This is a genomic window from Proteus sp. MB838 (assembly GCF_054767435.1).
Map to the genome: position 1 here is coordinate 77,715 of NZ_BAABMO010000002.1, position 18,369 is coordinate 96,083.

Genomic DNA, 18,369 nt, shown 5'->3' on the forward strand with positions numbered 1-18,369 from the left:
GGCAATAGTTTTATTCGATTGTGTGTAATGACGCAAGTAATATGCATCAGAAAAACAGAGAAATTTGCACAATGTTATTGTGGATCTGTTTTTTCGGTATACTCACAGAGATCTTCAATAATACAAGAGCCACACCGTGGTTTTCTGGCAATACAGGTATAACGACCATGCAGGATAAGCCAATGGTGGCAATCGACTTTAAATTCTGCCGGTACCACTTTTAGCAGTTTTTGTTCCACTTCATTAACATTTTTTCCCGGTGCAAATTTAGTGCGATTACACACGCGAAAGATATGTGTATCAACAGCAATGGTCGGCCAACCAAAAGCGGTGTTAAGTACGACATTCGCTGTTTTACGACCGACACCGGGTAATGCCTCTAAAGCCTCTCTATTTTCAGGAACTTGGCCATGATGTTTATCTACCAATATTTGGCAGGTTTTAATCACATTCTCAGCTTTTGTATTAAATAGGCCAATGGTCTTAATATAGGATTTGATCCCCTCAACACCTAATTCCAGCATTGCTTGAGGTGTATTGGCAACAGGGTAAAGTTTTGCTGTTGCCTTATTAACACTAACATCGGTGGCTTGTGCAGAGAGTAACACGGAGATCAATAATTCAAACGGGGAGTTAAATCTTAACTCAGTAGTAGGATGCGGATTGTTATCCCGCAACCTAGTTAAAATTTCTATACGTTTAGCTTGATTCATTATGCTCACAAATTAGTTTTTAACAATATGACTGCCACAACCTTGTTCTTTTTCATAGGTTTTGGTCGTGGATGGAACGCGTTTTTTCTGTTTTTCATCAATCAGGTATTTTATGGCCAGCATAAAACCTAAACCAATAAAGGCACCGGGTGGTAAAATAGCCAGTAAGAAAGGTGAGTCTAAATGTACTATCTCAACCCTTAATACTTGCGCCCATTCACCTAATAATAAATCAGCACCATCAAATAAAGTGCCATTACCTAATATTTCACGCATTGCCCCTAAAACAAAGAGTGCCGCTGTTGCACCTAATCCCATAGCAAAGCCATCAATTGCTGAAGGGAAAACTTCATTTTTAGCTGCAAACGCCTCTGCACGACCAATCACAATACAGTTAGTGACAATAAGAGGAATAAATATTCCTAACGATTGGTATAAACCATAAGCATAGGCATTGATAAGCAATTGTACCGCACTAACAACGGATGCGATAATCATAACATAAATTGGAATACGAATTTCAGAGGGAACCCAACGACGTAAACTCGACACTGCCACATTGGTACAAACTAATACTAATGTTGTGGCTAGACCTAAGCCTAGAGCATTGGTCGCGGTAGAAGACACTGCCAGTAATGGGCACAGCCCTAATAATTGAACTAAAGCAGAGTTATTCTTCCATAATCCTTGTGAAAACAGTTCTTTGATCATACTCATTTTAATTCGCCTCACAAGCTGAAAGGGTATCTAATTTTTCAGGTAAAGATTGTATTAACCATGCAGTGCGTTTTGATGCATTAACGACGGCTCTTGGTGTGATAGTTGCTCCGGTGAATTGGTCAAAATCACCACCATCTTTTTTTACCGCCCAATGTGAGTCATGAGCACTGGTAATAAACTTGTTACTTAATGAGTAAATCCAATCTGAAATACGCGTTTCTATTTTATCACCTAGCCCTGGTGTTTCATTATGTGTTGTCACGCGAACACCGAGTACTTTGCCACTAAAATCAGCACCAACCAATAATTCAATCGCCCCTGAATAACCGTCAGGTGCCGTTGATTCTAATGCGGCGGCGACAGGTTTACCATTAAAACGAGCAATATAAAGTTTATGTGGTTTTTCATTACCTAATGTTTTATCTGTCAAAATATAACAATCTTGCGCGAGATGGTTATTGTAGAGAGAGGTTGGGATCACTTGGTCTAATAATTTCTGTTTTTCTAAAGCCGCTTGTTCTGCGATAGTATTCGCCGTCAAGTGATAGACGACAGCCGTTAACCCTGTGGTACAGGCCGCAAAGATAGCTAATGTTAACCCATGACGTTTTAGTATCTCGATCATCATTATCTCCATTAATGTCCATAAACCCGAGGACGGGTATAACTATCAATAAGCGGTACAGCAATATTAGCTAATAGGACTGAGAAGGCCACGGCATCAGGATAGCCACCATAGACACGAATAATCCACACTAATAGGCCAATGATTGCACCATAGATTAATCGCCCTTTTGGTGTGGTGGAGGCGCTAACAGGATCGGTGGCAATAAAGAAAGCCCCTAACATCGTCGCACCTGAGAAAAGCTGTAATAGTGGCTGAGAGTAACGAGTAGCATCGATCCCCCAACTGATCAGCGAACAAACACCAAGCAGCGTTAACATGGCAACAGGAATTTGCCAGCTAATAATTCGTTTATATAACAAGATAACGCCCCCAACCAGATAGGCAACATTCACCCATTGCCAACCCATTCCCGCAAATCCACCCTGTAAGATTGGCGTTGCTAATACTTCATCAATAGAGTGGGTTAATAATCCGGTTTTAAAACTATCAAGTGGTGTGGCTTGGGTAATGCCATCTACAGAGCGCCTTAAATCTTCAAGGGTGAGTCCTGAGGGTGTATGTCCGGTAAAGAAAATACTTAAGCTATCTATAAAGTTATAAGATACGGCTTGTAATTCAATGGGGGGCATCCATGATGTCATTTGTACAGGAAAGGAGATCAATAGCACCACATAACCGACCATCGCGGGATTAAATGGGTTTTGACCTAATCCGCCATAAATATGTTTGGCAATAACAATCGCAAAAAATGTCCCTAAAACAATTATCCACCAAGGCGCTAAAGGAGGAATACTAATTGCTAGTAAGATACCTGTTAGTAAAGCGGAATTATCTTTTAGGTATAGAAGTGGATCTTCTTTTCTGAGTTTGACACAAATAGTCTCCGCCAATAGCGCGACAATGATTGCCAAGATGATTTGATATAGCGTCCCTAAACCAAAGAAGTATAGTTGGCATAGAATACCTGGAATAGCGGCCAATATTACCCACAACATCACTTGACTGGTGGATTGTTGATTATGAGTAAATGGAGAGCTGGCGATTTTCAATTTGCTATTGTTATTTTGTATTGGTCTAAATTTCATTTGTATTAATCCAATGTCACTTCTTCTTTAGCATGGCGTTGCTGTGCTTCTTTTTTAGCTTTTACCCGAGCAATAGCAGCAGCGACAGCGGCTTTGCGCGGATCGGTTTCCACTTCAGCCTGAGTTTCAGCCGGTGTGTCTACTTTTGCAGTTGCTTGCGCTTGTTGGGCTTTTTTAGCTTTTACCCGAGCAATAGCAGCGGCGACAGCAGCTTTACGTGGATCGGTTTCCACCTCAGCCTGAGCCTCAGCAGGAGTGTCTATTTCTGCAGTTGCTTGCGCTTGTTGAGCTTTCTTAGCTTTTACCCGAGCAATAGCAGCAGCCACAGCAGCTTTACGCGGATCGGTTTCCACCTCAGCTGGAGTTTCAGCCGGTGTGTCTACTTTTGCAGTTGCCTGCGCTTGTTGAGCTTTCTTAGCTTTTACCCGAGCCAATGCTGCCGCTACAGCGGCTTTGCGTGGATCACTTTCTGCATCGGCGGTGGTATGGGGATTTTGTGGTACCTGTTGTGCCAATTTAGCAGCTTGTTTTGCTCGGGCTTCTTCTTTACGTTTTTTGCGTGCAGCAATAGCCGCTGCGTTGTCAGGTTGTTCTCCTGCTTTAACAGCAATAATTTTGCCAATGCTATGTTTTTCTTTTACACGAGAAAGTGCAGATTGCACTTCATTTTGTTGGTGATCATCAAGCTTAACTGCAGCACGTTGATGTCTTGCCTCACGTTCAAGCTTTTCTCGTTCCATACGGATTTTTTTCGCTTCAAAGCGAGCCTTAGCTTCAGCCGCTCGCTTAGCTTCCGCATCAATTTCTCGTATTTCTGCTTTTTCTTGGCGGTAATATTGCACTAATGGAATATTACTAGGGCAGACAAAAGCACAAGCCCCGCACTCAATGCAGTCAAATAAATTATGTTGTTGCGCTTTCTCATGCTCTTTCCCTTTACTAAACCAGTAAAGTTGTTGTGGTAGTAAACCACTAGGGCAGGCGTCAACACATTGACCACAACGGATACAGGCTTCTTCAATATTATCTGTATCCATCTCTTCTGGAGAGGGAATTAATAAGCAGTTAGTAATTTTTATAACGGGGGCATTTAAGTCAGGTAAGGTGAAGCCCATTAAAGGCCCCCCCATAATGACCATCTGCTCAGAGCCAGCAACAAAGCCTGCTTGTTTTATAAGTGCATAAATAGGAGTACCTAAACGCGCCCAAAAGTTGCCTGGGGTTTTAGTCCCTTGTCCAGTTACGGTGACGACACGTTCAATTAAAGGTTCATCATCGATAATGGCACGTTTAATTGCCACTACCGTCCCCACATTTTGCATTAATACGCCAATATCAGAGGAGCGACCGCCAGAAGGAACTTCTTTGCCCGTTAATATTTTGGTTAACTGTTTAGCGCCTCCAGATGGATATTTGGTAGGGATCACCCGAATAAAAATACGTTTTTCATTTGTGAGTGCTGCTAATGCTTGTTTTAAGGCGGCAATAGCTTCAGGTTTGTTATCTTCAATACCAATCAGCACTTCATCCGGTGACAGTATATGCATTAATATCTGACAACCCGCAATAACTTCATCTGCGTGCTCTTGCATAAGTCTGTCATCAGCTGTGATATAAGGCTCACATTCAGCGGCATTTATGATGAGCGTTTTAACTAAATCACCACCACCTTTTAATTTTGTGGCTGTTGGAAAACCCGCTCCCCCTAATCCAGCAATGCCTGCTTCATGAATACGGGTAAGCAATACTTCTTTACTTTGTGATTGATAGTCAACTAGCGGTGATTTTTCTCGCCATTCGTCTTTACCATCAGAGACAATTTTCACTGCAATTTCAGGCAGACCAGAAGGGTGAGTGCTTGGAAATGGCTCTATTGCCGTGACCGTACCTGATATAGAAGCATGAACAGGTAATGTTCTTCCTACGCCACGAGTTAAGGCTTGGCCTTTTAAAACATGATCACCCACTTTAACGCAAAGTTGCCCAGGAGTACCTAAGTGTTGATGAATAGGGATGGTAACCTCATCCGGTAACTGGGCTATACGCATAGGCGTGCGACTTGATTGTAATTTCATTTCGGGAGGATGAATGCCGCCTTTAAAATCCCAAATTTTATCTTTTTTAAATAACGAAAAGAGATTAAACATGAGCGTTATCCTCCGTCTTTAATGACGGTTCATCTTCGGGTGTTTCTTCTGGCTCTGCAGGAATATTTCTTACAGGGATAGTATTTAAATCCCATTTCCAATTAGAGGTCGTCATTTTCACAGGAACTAAAGTAATACAGTCTGTTGGACAAGGTGGAACACATAAATCACACCCTGTGCAGAGATCTTCTATTATGGTGTGCATTGCACGAGTAGCGCCGACGATGGCATCCACTGGGCATGCTTGAATACATTTTGTGCACCCGATGCAGTTGTCTTCATCGATTAAAGCCACTTTTCTCACCGGATTTAATGCTTCTTCATCACCATCAAGTGGTTGTGGATCAACCCCCATCAGTTCGGCAATTTTTAACATAACCTGTTCACCACCCGGTGCACAACGGTTAATCATTTCTCCATTATTAGCTACCGCTTCTGCATAAGGGCGACAACCAGGATGACCACACTGACCACATTGACTCTGTGGTAATATGGCATCAATTTTTTCCACAATAGGATCTTCTTCTACTTTAAAGCGACGAGCGGAATAACCTAAAATCAGGCCGAATAGAAGCCCTAGTACACCCAGTACACCAATTGCTATCCATAAAGAATTCATTACAGTTTCACCAAACCACTAAAACCCATAAAGGCAAGAGACATTAAACCCGCAGTAATTAAGCCAATAGAAGAGCCTTTGAAAGGAGCAGGAATATTGGCGACAGCCAGTCTTTCTCTAATGGCTGCAAATAACACCATAACTAAGGAGAATCCTACCGCAGCACCAAAACCATATACTGCTGATTGCATAAAGGTATGTGATTGATTGATATTCAGTAATGCGACCCCTAATACGGCACAGTTGGTGGTAATTAAAGGTAAGAAAATCCCCAATAGACGATATAACGTTGGACTCGTCTTTCTTACGACCATTTCTGTAAATTGCACCACAACAGCAATCACTAAAATAAAGCTGAGTGTACGTAAATAGAGTAAGTCTAAGGGAACTAAAATAAAGGTATCCATTAGCCAAGAGCTAATAGAGGCAATCGTCATGACAAACGTTGTTGCAAACCCCATTCCTATCGCGGTTTCTAATTTTTTTGATACACCCATAAATGGGCATAAACCGAGGAATTTGACGAGTACAAAGTTATTCACCAAGACGGTACCAACGAATAAAAGCAAGTAATCAGTCATTGCTATGCCAAAATTGTTAAAAAATGGAGAAAAAGCCTCATAAAATAAAGAGGCTAAACGGGCGAGTATAATATCAAGCTGAAATGTATGAAGTTATCGATCTTGTGTGAAAGTTTCACGGACACGCTTAGCATATTTGATATAAGGCACAAAGCAGACAGTTGCCATAACGGCCCATAATAGTGACTTAACCGCGGTTTGATCATCAACAGGGGCAAAACCGAAACTTTTTATCGCCAACAATAAGTTAATTAATAACCAAATAATAAATAAACGAGGAAAATTTTTAGCGCGGTAAAAGAACTGTCTTAATAAATAAGCGGTAAATGCAAACATCGCCCATGTTGTTAACACGGAAAGATACCAGCTTGATACCACATGAAAAGGTAGCTGGTGGATAATCGAAAAATCTGAAAAATATCGTATTAAATATAAAACAGACATTAAACCTAAGCCCACTATCGACAACAGCAAATAAGCCAAAGGGGCAAGTAACCAACCCGTAATAGGGGCTTTAGGGGATTGCTGGGGCAAAACGCTTGTCTGAGGTTTTAATTTCATTAATCAAAGATCCTACTATTATACTAAGTTCTAAACGAGATATTATCACAAACTTTGTTATTATTTATTTAGCTGTAGAAGTGAAAGTCATTTTTCATTTATAGAATAAAAAGATAAAAGCGGGATAGGGTTATGACAAAAAATTTAAACGTGGGGATTATAGGCTATGGTTATGCAAGTAAAACCTTTCATGCTCCCCTGATCTGTACCACTGAGGGGTTAACACTATCAGCCATTTCAAGCTCTGATGAAAGTAAAGTTATCGCTGATTTTCCTAATATTACGGTGTATGCCAACCCACAACGACTGATTGATGATCCAGACATCGATTTAATTGTTATTCCAACACCTAATAACACTCACTATACCTACGCCTCACAAGCCTTAAAAAACGGTAAACATGTTGTTGTCGATAAACCTTTTACTTTGACACTCGATGAAGCAGAAAAATTGGCACAACAAGCGAAAGAAGCTAAGAGATTACTCTCAGTTTTTCATAATCGTCGTTGGGATGCCGGTTTTCTTACTGTTCAAAAATTATTCGCCGATAAAACATTAGGTGAAGTCAGTGCCTATGAAGCGCATTTCGATCGTTTTAGACCCGCTGTGCGCCAACGTTGGCGTGAAGATGCCGGACTTGGTGGAGGACTTTGGTACGATCTGGCCCCTCATTTACTAGACCAAGCGGTATGTCTTTTTGGTCAACCTTATGCAATCACTGCTGATATTGCTCAGTTGCGCCCTAATGCTAAAAATGCTGACTACTTTCATACACTATTAGACTATGGTCATCTGAAAGTTATTTTACATGCCTCTATGTTGGTTGCCTCACCTACGCCTATTTTTGCTATTCATGGGACCAAAGGCAGTTATGTAAAATATGGTTTAGATACCCAAGAAGATGCATTAAAAGCGGGTTATCTTCCGACGGAAATGTATAACTGGGGGGCTGATCCTCAAGAGGGTGAATTAACATTATCGACAGAGAGTGGTGAATTAGTAACAACAAAGTTACCGACTCTATCAGGTAATTATCCCGCTTATTATCAGCAAATTTATCGTGCGATTGCATTTGGTGAAGAGAGTCCTGTTACTGTGTCACAAGCCATTAATGTTATGCGTTTAATTGAAGCCGGGAGCCTTTCAAATCAATCAAAAACCACAATTAAGCTGTAAACATTAGGGAGTGACGAAAACCATGTCTTGGTGGCAAAAGCTAAAAATTGACTCTTTTTTAATGATTATGATCTTGGTGGTCATACTCGCAACATTATTACCTGCGCAAGGTGAGATAAAAGTCATCTTTCAACATCTCACTACGGCTGCGATCGCCTTATTGTTTTTTTTGCATGGGGCAAAGCTTTCTAGAGAGGCGATATTGTCAGGACTTGGTCATTGGCGCTTACATTTAGTGGTTTTTGCTAGTACTTTTGTTTTATTCCCATTACTAGGGTTGGGACTACAGTTTATGGTGCCTGACTGGATGTCACCTACCGTTTATATGGGATTTTTATATCTTTGTGCTTTACCTGCGACAGTACAATCCGCTATTGCCTTTACTTCTGTTGCCGGTGGTAATGTAGCAGCGGCAATCTGTAGTGCATCAGCATCAAGCATTTTAGGGGTATTTTTATCCCCTGTGCTGGTGGGTTTTTTAATGGAAACACAAGGCTCTGCTGAGCATTTTGATACTGCGGGGGCGATACAATCTATTTTATTACAACTGATGGTGCCTTTTATTATCGGTCATTTATCTCGTCCATTAATTGGCCGTTGGGTTGATAATCATAAGATGTTAGTGAATAGAACCGATCGCTCTTCTATTTTGCTGGTGGTTTATGTTGCATTTAGTGAAGCCGTCGTTGAAGGTATTTGGCATAAAATTGACGGTTGGTCGTTATTGACTATCACCATTGTCAGTTGTGTATTACTGGCTATTGTACTTGTTATTAATATTTATAGTGCAAGATGGCTTGGCTTTAATAAAGCCGATGAAATCACGATTGTATTTTGTGGCTCGAAAAAGAGCTTGGCGAATGGGGTTCCCATGGCAAATGTACTATTTCCCGCAGCAACGGTGGGGATCATGCTATTACCGCTGATGCTATTTCATCAAATTCAATTAATGGTTTGTGCCATATTAGCTCAGCGTTATGCCAATCAAGCTAAAAAACACCATCAGTAGTCACTGTAAAAATAGAGCAAAAGATAAAAATACCGCCTTAGCAATAAGGCGGTATTTTTCGTTAATATTAACCTAAACTCACTTTTTTAATTAATGCATCACGTTCAGCTTGGCTAATAAAAGCCATAGTAAGACCATTAATTTGTGCTTGGCGAATTTGTGCTGCAGTTAAACCCGCCGCAGGAGCAGCAACAGTATACTCATGTTTTAACTCAATACCTTCCACGGCCGGATCGTCAGTATTGAGCGAGGCGATAATACCGTGCTCTAAGAACTTCTTAAGAGGATGTTGTGCTAAAGAGGCAATAGTACTGGTTTGAATATTTGAGGTTAAGCAAGATTCAATACCAATTTGGTGCTCTGCGAGATAATCCATCAAACGGGGATCTTCAATGGCTTTAACACCGTGACCAATACGACTTGCCCCTAATTCTTTAATCGCGTGCCAAATACTTTCAGCACCAGCCGCTTCACCTGCATGAACGGTGATCTTCCAGCCAGTATCACGAGCACGGTTAAAGTGAGGTTGGAATAAATGCCCAGGGAAACCTAATTCATCGCCAGCTAAATCAAGTGCGGTGATTTTATCTTGATGTTTTAATAGACCATTTAATTCTTGCTGGCAGGCATTTTCACCAAAAGTACGGCTTAAGATGCCGATTAAACGGATCTCAACATCATAAGTGTGTAAGGCACTTTGTACACCATCAATAATTGCTTCAACAACACCTTCAATCGGTAATTGATGCTTCATGGCCATATAGTAAGGTGAAAAGCGTAATTCTGCGTAATCAATACCTGCATTAGCAACATCGACGACGTTCTCATAAGCAACACGGCGACAAGCGTCTAAATCGGCGAGTACAGCAACGCCCCAATCTAGCTTTTGTAAGAAGCTCACTAAGCTAGGCTCATTTTTAGTTATCTGCACATGTGGGCGCAATGTTTCTAGCTCATAGGCAGGTAGGGCAATATTATGTTGTTGTGCTAAATCTAAAATTGTTTCCGGACGGATGTTTCCATCTAAATGGCGGTGCAAATCGGTTAAAGGCAACTGTGTGTCAATCACGTGTTATTTTCCTTTTTAATAATAATAATGAAAATCCACTTGTTATGGTGACTTTCTTTTAAGGGGAATAAAGTAATAAATTGCCTATTATTATGAATGATTTTCAATTGATTCACTATAAATTAAACTGAAGTTGTTTATTTTTAATACATAAAGAGGCGTTTTTTTTGTATTTTTCGATGATAAAAATTATTTTTAAATTAATACTGTACATTTATTATGTTTATTTTTCAGTATAGTTGATGCTTCTTATCAACCTGGCTGAAAATGTAATTTTTCCTTTAAAAACAAACATATCATTGTTTTTGATATAAGCTATCAGATATATTGATAGGTGTTGGTAAGAATTAAGAATGTCTATTGGCGGAAGGGCTGATTATCTAATTATAAATAAAGTGATTGTTTTATTAATTATTGTTAATAATATTGGGATATTAAAAAACAACAAATCTATTATATTTAATAAGGAAGTGAATAAACAAAATAAAATCATAATATATTCTTGCTAGAAAAAGGCTAATCACTTTATTTTTAATATCGCATATATTGGAGCGAGAATATGAATGGAAAATCAAATAATAGTTTAATAAATAATGATAGTAATAAACAAATAGCTAAACCAATAATTCCGCCACCAACTGCTAACCCTACTTTAAGTTCACAAATGGAGACAGGAGATGGCAATGTTGCTTTAGATTTAGTTGTGGTAATAGATACAAGTGGCTCAATGGCTGATGAATCTTCTGATTTAAGTCAACAAATAGATGATGCTGTTCAAAAGGCATTAGGACGTTGCCCATCAAGTTTAAGAGTCACTTTTTTAGGAATAGAAGGTACGTGGGATAATACTAAGTTCGATCGCTCAGTGACTGACTATTTAATGACACAAGGTGTATCTGCTCACAAATTACAAGCAAGAGCGCCATTTAAAGAGGCTGATGGACGAGATCATGCTGGAAATAAAGAAGATTTATGCCGAGCCGTCATTGATGTGTGTAAATATTTCGATTGGCGAGATGGCGCTCGTCGTGCAATTTTTGTCTTAGGTGATGAAGGTATGGAAGGTGGCGGAGGTGTATTAACACAAGCCGCTGTGCTTAAAAACAATGAGGCAATAGTGGTTGCTAGAAGCGAAAAAGTAAAAGTATATACTTATCAGGGAACGCCTAATGATGATCCCTCTAATGTGGATCGCTTTCCTACTATTGCTGATAGAGATAACGTCACGAAAGAGTATGTGCGCTTAGCGCAGATGACGGGAGGACGCTCTTATATATACACAACAGGTATCGCTAATTTTTCTTTAGTTCTGCAAGAAATTCTATGTGACAGTTTAACATTACCTAAACTTCCTGATCTGAATAAAGATAATTCAACGTGTCGTCATGTTTGTGAAGAGCTCTCTACTATTATATCAACAGTTAATACCCTTGCAGAAATAATGCATAAAGCGATTGATTCATGTTGTAAAGATGATTGGGGCACACGCGAAGTATTTAAGCCTAATTGTGATTGTTAATAACAATAAAAAGCCCCTTATCATAAGAATGGTGATAGGGGGCTTTATTGATTAGTGACTGTATGCTCTCAGTGACTAAAATTAATTGTTTTCAGCAGGTGCTGCTGGGATCTCAATTTGTGGCTCTTCTATTGCATCATTTTGATCTGGCTCTTCTGAATATTCAGGATAATCAGAGTCATCATAATCATAAGAAGAAGCACCCGCACCGAATAACATCGCCGCTAAACCTAACATTTGAGGGGCTTGTGTTACTTCCATAAACTCATCAAAGCTGTAAGTTTTACCGTTCATAGTAAATTTATCAGCAGCATAGTTCAGGTTTAAAGACAGTTTATTACCGTCTTGTGATAACAGCATCAATGGCAGAGCATCTTTCTCGTCTTGAGAAATTTGATTGATATTTTGCTGTAATTCAGTTTTTAACTGTGCCATGTCGTTAGCGGTTGTTTTCTGAATTTCAGCTTTATCTTCGTCTGTTAAGCCTTTTTCAGAATAACGCATAACATCAAGGTATTGTGTGGTACTACGGAACTCCGTTAGCATTGGTACAGAAAGATCGATATTAAAATCGATATTATTAAACAATTCATTAAACAGAACTGAAGGCGCCTTGTTTTCTTTTTTCAGTGCATCAGCATTGAACGCATTTAAATCTAACTTAAAGTTTAGCTTGCTTGCGCCACTGCTATTGGTAAGCGATGCTTCATCGATACGGAATACTAAACCTTTTTCCAAAACATCACGTACAGCTTGCTCAATCATCGCTGAATTATCGTATTTATTTTGATTCCAAGGTAAGAAGGTGCTGTTATAAACTTTTGTTAATAGCAACATCGCATCTGGATCTGCTTTATCAATTGAGTAAGCAAATTTACCCGCACCAAAATCAAAACCACCAACATTAAGAGATTTAAAACTATAATCTTGAGTGATAAAGAATAATTTATCTTTAATTTGGCTCTTAGTAGCAAGAGAAGTATCTTTTAAAGTGAAATTAGATGACTTATCTTGGCTCGTAAAGGTAATATCGCCAAAGTTCAGTGTTTGTGTATCAAATAGATATTGATCGTCTTTAACTTTAGTTCCTTCGACAGAGCCTGCAATATTTTTCAGCGTAAAGGTTTCATCATTACCTTTCTTAACAATGACTTCATCACCTTTTACTGCTGTTGAGATGTTTGTTGCATTTTTATCGGAAGAAAAATCAATCTGAAACGCAGATGTTGTTAACTGGCTACCATCTTTGCTGTAATTAATAGGATTTATGTTAACTTTACCTGATACACTGCCATCAAACGATAAAGAAGAGTGCATATCAATAAATGATGGCTCTTTGGTCAACTTAAATAGATCTTTAGTGGTCTCATTATTCACTAAAGTATTATTCATTGCTGCTAACTTAGGAGCTAGATTAAATTGAGCAATATCAGAAAGAGGGAATGGCCCATGGTCAATATCCGTCTTAAAGAGCACTTCTTCTACTTTTTTATCTTCATCTGATTTGGCATGCTCTGAAATCACAACCGCAAGATCAGCAGTAGAAGTAAAGACGCCTTTCTTATAGTCACGAATTTCAAGTTTAATATCCGCACCTAATTGGCTTTCTTTAGCAAGTTGCGCTAATTGAACGTTAGTGCGTTTGGTTTCTTCCTGTAAGCGGCTTTCAATTTTACTGCCCATGTACCATGATGCACCGGTCCAAACAACACCTAGTGCAACAATAACACCAACAGCGACAAGCGATTTCTTCATAATTCTAGTCCATCCTCTGTGTATGCTTTGTAGCATACGTTCTTAAGATTGTTTTGCTACCCTTAAACAATCCAACAAATTGGTTTTGGTTATCAATACTCTGAATATGAATATAGATAATTAGCGTATATTAATTGCTATCTATATTCTCTGTAAATATAGATTTAGTGAAATGAGAACGCAATCAGAACTTACTTAGTTATAAGCTAACACAATGAGTTTAAAGAGAAATAATTATAGATAACTTAAATAAGGCAATTAAAGATAAAAATGTCGTTTTTTGGTCTTTTTTGGATTAAAAGTATATTTATTTAAGCCATATTTGTATTTATGATACAGAATAAAAGCTTGTAATTAATATGGTTATAAATAGAGAGCAAAAACACCAATATTATCGTGAGCCAACCTCATTTAATCAGAAAAATCAACCAATTTCATTCTGTTATAAATTTCATAAGCTCGCTTTAGCTCTCATATTTATTATTCTATTTATGGCATGATAGCTGTATCCGAGTTATTTACTAGAAAGTAATTCGGAACTAATCAATTATTCTGTGTACTTAAGGAGATTGAAATGGCAGCCACTCGCATTGAAAAAGACTCAATGGGACAAATCGAAGTACCAGCTGACCAGTTATGGGGAGCTCAAACGCAGCGTTCTCTAGAACACTTCCGTATTTCAGTAGAAAAAATGCCTGTTGCACTGATCCACGCGCTTGCTTTAACCAAAAAAGCCGCCGCCGGTGTCAATATGGATCTCGGGTTATTACCTAAAGAACGTGCAGATGCAATTATTGCTGCTGCTGATGAAGTGCTGGCAGGTAAACACCCAACTGAATTCCCATTAGCAATCTGGCAGACCGGTTCTGGCACTCAATCAAATATGAATATGAATGAAGTGTTAGCTAACCGTGGTAGTGAGATACTAGGTGGTATCCGTGGCATGGAACGCAAAATTCATCCGAATGATGATGTTAACAAAAGTCAAAGTTCAAATGATGTGTTCCCAACGGCCATGCATGTCGCTGCTGTTATCGCATTACGTCAGGATTTACTGCCGGAATTAAAATCATTACTGAAAGTATTTAAAGAGAAAGCAGAAGCTTTCCATGATATCGTCAAGATTGGTCGTACTCACCTGCAAGATGCGACACCACTTACATTAGGCCAAGAAATCTCCGGTTGGGCGGCGATGCTTGAGCATAATATCAAACATATTGAAGATTCAGTTCCTCATGTGTGTGAGCTTGCGTTGGGAGGAACGGCGGTTGGTACAGGATTAAATACACATCCTGAGTACGCAGTTCGCGTTGCTAAACGTATCGCTGAATTATCAGGTCAGCCATTTGTCACGGCTCCTAACAAATTTGAAGCATTAGCAACCTGTGATGCACTGGTTCATTCTCATGGTGCGTTAAAAGGTTTAGCTGCCTCATTAATGAAAATAGCTAATGATGTACGTTGGTTAGCATCTGGCCCTCGTTGCGGTATTGGCGAAATTTCTATTCCAGAAAATGAGCCAGGTAGCTCCATTATGCCAGGTAAAGTGAACCCAACTCAGTGTGAAGCGTTGACCATGCTGTGCGCTCAAGTTATGGGTAATGATGTTGCTATCAATATCGGTGGTGCTTCAGGTAACTTTGAACTGAACGTATATCGCCCAATGATTATTGATAACTTCCTACAATCAGTGCGTTTATTGGCTGATGGTATGCGTAGCTTTAACGAGCATTGTGCTATTGGTATTGAACCAAACCGTGAGCGTATTAATAAATTATTGCATGAGTCTTTAATGCTGGTTACGGCATTAAATACCCATATCGGTTATGACAAAGCTGCAGAGATCGCGAAGAAAGCTCATAAAGAGGGCTTAACGCTGAAAGAATCTGCACTGAAACTGAACTACCTGACAGCAGAAGAATTTGATAGCTGGGTACGTCCAGAAGATATGGTTGGTAGTATGAAAAAATAAGCAATTATACGCTTATTTTATCTAGTACAATATTGGATCCCGCTATCCCAGATAGCGGGATTTTTTTTCTATTGCTTATTTTTCAAGATATAAATGTAAGCGTGGAATAATTAATTGTAACTTTTTGGCTTTAGGGCGATGGCGAATTTGAATATTATTCACATCATAATCAGCTAATTCACCTATTATGGGCTTAAAATCCGACGCTTTATCAATATAGAAAGCTAATAATGGTAGGGGACAAGCATATTGTACCTGTTTTTGTTGTTCTGAATACCAAACTCTGGCAATAGGTTGGACTTTCACTGGACGCTTAATTTTTAATTTGGCATTTTCCGGGAGTTGTGAAAGGGTCATTATCTCTTTATCGATACGTTCAGCCCATTGTTCACTAGTATAAGGAGGTACGGCGCGATTGGCTTCTCGACTTTTTTCTAGCTGAGCTAACACATCATTACGAGTTAAGTTTTTTATAATGTTTTTATTGGCCCAGCCAAAACGTACTGTATCAGGATCAGAAAGTAGGGTGAGGGTGCGATAAGCATTAAGTGTAATTAAGCCTTTTAGCTGATTATGGACAAAATCAAAACGTTCTTCTTTCGAAATACCAGACTCTTTCGTCACAATATCTGAAAGCTGTTTTTTTAATGAATTAATGCTCTCTACTTGTGTTTTTACATTCTTAAATACAGGATTGCTGACACTAAAACAGAGTACCCCCGGTAAACGTATCGCACGCTTGCTACTGACATGTGGGGCATTATCATAGATAAAGAGATTGGTCATTAATTTTAAAGAGAGTTCTAAAGCATCAAGATCATAACTAGGTGACACTGTAACATTTGTTATCTCATCATGTTCATCTTCTTTACTTACCTCAGGTAATTCAAAAACCGCAGAAGGAAGTTGCTTTAACTGACGAAGAAAATCGGTAAGAGCATTGATTTCTGTTTCAAGTTGTTGAAAACAGAGATTAAATCGCTGTATTGCATCATATTTGCTCATCTCTATAACCTTATTTAGTTACAACATACAATTAGCCGTTATTAAAAACAATACATAAACTTCAGTGGAATGTATATCGTCTAGTAGGGTGAAAATTAAAAAATCACGCTATACTGTTTATTTGTACAGTATAGCGATAAAAGGGCACTTTGTTGATGATATTTTTCTTAAATATCGTTATATGCGGTTTTTTTAAGCTAGCTTGGTTTTATTTTTAATCTTCTTCAGGAGGGTAATGAAAAGCTGTATATTCGTCTACACAATCTGGCTTAGTCGGTGGACAGTTGTCTACTGTGGCAACAGATATAGATGTAAATAATAGTGTTGCTAGTATTATTGGTAATTTTATTAAAGTCATGGTTGTTGTCCTTTTCAAAATAGAGACTCCATACTAAAAAAAGCAAAGTAAAGTCACAATTTTCTTTATTATCAATAGGTTTTTATAAATTAACAGACAGAAAATTATGACTTTTTATTGTGCTATTCGATTAAGGCGCAGTGCGATTAATAGTGCTGTTAACATTAAAAAAGCAATAAACAAACCAACACCAAGCCAACCAAAATTGCCCCAGAAGATCCCACCTAGTGTTCCCGCAATACTCGAGCCTGCATAATAGGTAAATAGATAAAGGGAAGAGGCCTGCGCACGTCCTCGTTTAGCTCGACGTCCAACCCAACTACTTGCTACCGCATGGGCAGCAAAAAAACCTGTAGTTAAAATAAGCATACCTATAAAAATAATTGCTAGAGAGTCAAATAGTGTAATTAATATACCCGCTAGCATCATAGAAACACCGGCAATAAACACTTTACCTAATCCATATTTATTGGTTAATAAGCCTGCTTTCGATGCACTATAAGTTCCACTCAAATAAACAATTGAAATTAAACCAACGGTTGTTTGAGTTAATGAATAAGGTGCATCTAATAGGCGATAACCAATATAATTAAATAAAGTTACAAACCCTCCCATTAACAAGCCACCTTCAATAAAAAGAAGAGGGAGTCCTTTATCTCTAAAATGCAATTTAGTTGTGATGAGAAGATTACGTGGTTTTAAGGTTGCTGGCCTAAAATGTTGTGATGTCGGCAATATTCGCCAAAAAATGATAGCAGCAACAAGGGCAAAAATACCTAAAATAATCACAGACACACGCCAAGAGTAATAATCACTCAAAACACCAGTAATAACACGGCCACTCATACCACCAATAGAGTTACCGCTAATATAAAGCCCCATCGATAAGGCTAGATAAGCAGGATGGATCTCTTCGCTAAGGTAGGTCATCGCAACGGCTGCAACACCACTAAGTGATAGCCCTACGAGTGCTCGTGTAATTAAAATTCCCGTCCAGCTATTCATCATGGCACTTAATAGTGTGAAAAAAGCCGCACAAAATAGCGCAATAACCATCACATTTTTTCGACCAAACGCATCAGAAAGAGGCCCTGTAATCAATAGACCACAAGCCATAAGACCTGTAGAAAGCGATAAAGCAAGACTACTGGTTGCTGGGGTGACTGAAAATTCTTTTGATAGGATAGGTAAGATAGGTTGCACAAAGTAGAGTAATGCAAAAGTGGCTAAACCAACCATAAAAAATGACACTGTCACTTTTATATAAAGCGCGTCATCACGCTGGATATAGTGTTTCGGACTGTTTGGTTTAGAAGTGGTGTTGATAGAAACATCTTCTTTTAGGGCCATGTTTTTACTGCTTATTTCATGAGTGTCCATAAAAAGTGGCTATCCAATACTTAAATTTGATTTATATCAATGTTAGAAACATTTGATTTTTTTGTCTAATAT

The 18,369-nt window shown here is 38.8% G+C and carries 16 protein-coding genes; 4 read left to right on the top strand and 12 right to left on the bottom strand.

Annotated features, from left to right (window positions below):
• Nucleotides 1-74: 74 nt before the first annotated feature.
• The 8 genes from nth to ACYUCW_RS01270 form a co-directional block, all read right to left on the bottom strand.
• The gene (nth, locus tag ACYUCW_RS01235) at nucleotides 75-713 is read right to left on the bottom strand and encodes an endonuclease III (RefSeq protein WP_004243025.1); all 639 of its coding nucleotides are present in this window, start codon (nucleotides 711-713) and stop codon (nucleotides 75-77) included.
• A 12-nt stretch (nucleotides 714-725) separates the two neighbouring features.
• On the bottom strand, nucleotides 726-1,430 hold the full coding sequence (locus ACYUCW_RS01240) for an electron transport complex subunit E (protein ID WP_004243024.1): 705 nt from the start codon (nucleotides 1,428-1,430) through the stop codon (nucleotides 726-728).
• Between the two features lies 1 nt (nucleotide 1,431).
• Nucleotides 1,432-2,058, bottom strand: a complete 627-nt coding sequence (gene rsxG, locus ACYUCW_RS01245; protein WP_036908005.1) for an electron transport complex subunit RsxG — start codon at nucleotides 2,056-2,058, stop codon at nucleotides 1,432-1,434.
• Nucleotides 2,059-2,069: 11 nt separating this feature from the next.
• Nucleotides 2,070-3,146: an electron transport complex subunit RsxD gene (rsxD, locus tag ACYUCW_RS01250; protein WP_004251123.1), complete on the bottom strand. Its 1,077-nt coding sequence runs from the start codon at nucleotides 3,144-3,146 to the stop codon at nucleotides 2,070-2,072.
• 5 nt (nucleotides 3,147-3,151) lie between these two features.
• Nucleotides 3,152-5,293 carry an electron transport complex subunit RsxC gene (gene rsxC, locus ACYUCW_RS01255; protein WP_460408105.1) on the bottom strand — a complete coding sequence of 714 codons (2,142 nt, stop codon included), beginning with the start codon at nucleotides 5,291-5,293 and terminating at the stop codon, nucleotides 3,152-3,154.
• Nucleotides 5,286-5,912 carry an electron transport complex subunit RsxB gene (gene rsxB, locus ACYUCW_RS01260; protein ID WP_004243020.1) on the bottom strand — a complete coding sequence of 209 codons (627 nt, stop codon included), beginning with the start codon at nucleotides 5,910-5,912 and terminating at the stop codon, nucleotides 5,286-5,288. Before rsxB ends, rsxC begins: the two co-directional genes overlap by 8 nt.
• Nucleotides 5,912-6,493: an electron transport complex subunit RsxA gene (rsxA, locus tag ACYUCW_RS01265; protein ID WP_004243017.1), complete on the bottom strand. Its 582-nt coding sequence runs from the start codon at nucleotides 6,491-6,493 to the stop codon at nucleotides 5,912-5,914. Before rsxA ends, rsxB begins: the two co-directional genes overlap by 1 nt.
• 93 nt (nucleotides 6,494-6,586) lie before the next feature.
• Complete coding sequence (locus ACYUCW_RS01270) at nucleotides 6,587-7,054, bottom strand: DUF2569 family protein (RefSeq protein ID WP_049203358.1); 468 nt, start codon at nucleotides 7,052-7,054, stop codon at nucleotides 6,587-6,589.
• A gap of 132 nt (nucleotides 7,055-7,186) precedes the next feature.
• On the opposite strand from ACYUCW_RS01270, the gene ACYUCW_RS01275 reads away from it, so the two are divergent.
• Together ACYUCW_RS01275 and ACYUCW_RS01280 are read left to right on the top strand one after the other, a co-directional pair.
• Nucleotides 7,187-8,230, top strand: a complete 1,044-nt coding sequence (locus ACYUCW_RS01275) for an oxidoreductase (RefSeq protein ID WP_004251127.1) — start codon at nucleotides 7,187-7,189, stop codon at nucleotides 8,228-8,230.
• A gap of 22 nt (nucleotides 8,231-8,252) precedes the next feature.
• Nucleotides 8,253-9,239: a bile acid:sodium symporter family protein gene (locus ACYUCW_RS01280; protein ID WP_004243014.1), complete on the top strand. Its 987-nt coding sequence runs from the start codon at nucleotides 8,253-8,255 to the stop codon at nucleotides 9,237-9,239.
• Nucleotides 9,240-9,306: 67 nt separating this feature from the next.
• On the opposite strand, the gene add is transcribed toward ACYUCW_RS01280, so the two are convergent.
• Nucleotides 9,307-10,308: an adenosine deaminase gene (gene add / locus ACYUCW_RS01285; RefSeq protein ID WP_004248098.1), complete on the bottom strand. Its 1,002-nt coding sequence runs from the start codon at nucleotides 10,306-10,308 to the stop codon at nucleotides 9,307-9,309.
• A 559-nt stretch (nucleotides 10,309-10,867) separates the two neighbouring features.
• Here add and ACYUCW_RS01290 point away from each other — a divergent pair.
• Nucleotides 10,868-11,827 (top strand): hypothetical protein, encoded by a 960-nt coding sequence (locus tag ACYUCW_RS01290; protein WP_049203356.1) that lies wholly within the window; start codon nucleotides 10,868-10,870, stop codon nucleotides 11,825-11,827.
• An 81-nt stretch (nucleotides 11,828-11,908) separates the two neighbouring features.
• Here the strand turns inward: ACYUCW_RS01290 and ACYUCW_RS01295 are convergent, their stop codons facing one another.
• Nucleotides 11,909-13,582, bottom strand: coding sequence for a YdgA family protein (locus tag ACYUCW_RS01295; RefSeq protein ID WP_004248096.1), 1,674 nt, complete (start codon nucleotides 13,580-13,582; stop codon nucleotides 11,909-11,911).
• 574 nt (nucleotides 13,583-14,156) lie between these two features.
• Here ACYUCW_RS01295 and fumC point away from each other — a divergent pair.
• Nucleotides 14,157-15,554: a class II fumarate hydratase gene (fumC, locus tag ACYUCW_RS01300; protein WP_004243002.1), complete on the top strand. Its 1,398-nt coding sequence runs from the start codon at nucleotides 14,157-14,159 to the stop codon at nucleotides 15,552-15,554.
• 75 nt (nucleotides 15,555-15,629) lie between these two features.
• Here fumC and tus read toward each other — a convergent pair whose 3' ends face one another.
• Both tus and ACYUCW_RS01310 read right to left on the bottom strand, forming a co-directional pair.
• On the bottom strand, nucleotides 15,630-16,559 hold the full coding sequence (gene tus / locus ACYUCW_RS01305) for a DNA replication terminus site-binding protein (protein ID WP_004248095.1): 930 nt from the start codon (nucleotides 16,557-16,559) through the stop codon (nucleotides 15,630-15,632).
• Between the two features lie 472 nt (nucleotides 16,560-17,031).
• Complete coding sequence (locus tag ACYUCW_RS01310) at nucleotides 17,032-18,297, bottom strand: MFS transporter (protein ID WP_049203355.1); 1,266 nt, start codon at nucleotides 18,295-18,297, stop codon at nucleotides 17,032-17,034.
• Nucleotides 18,298-18,369 lie beyond the last annotated feature (72 nt).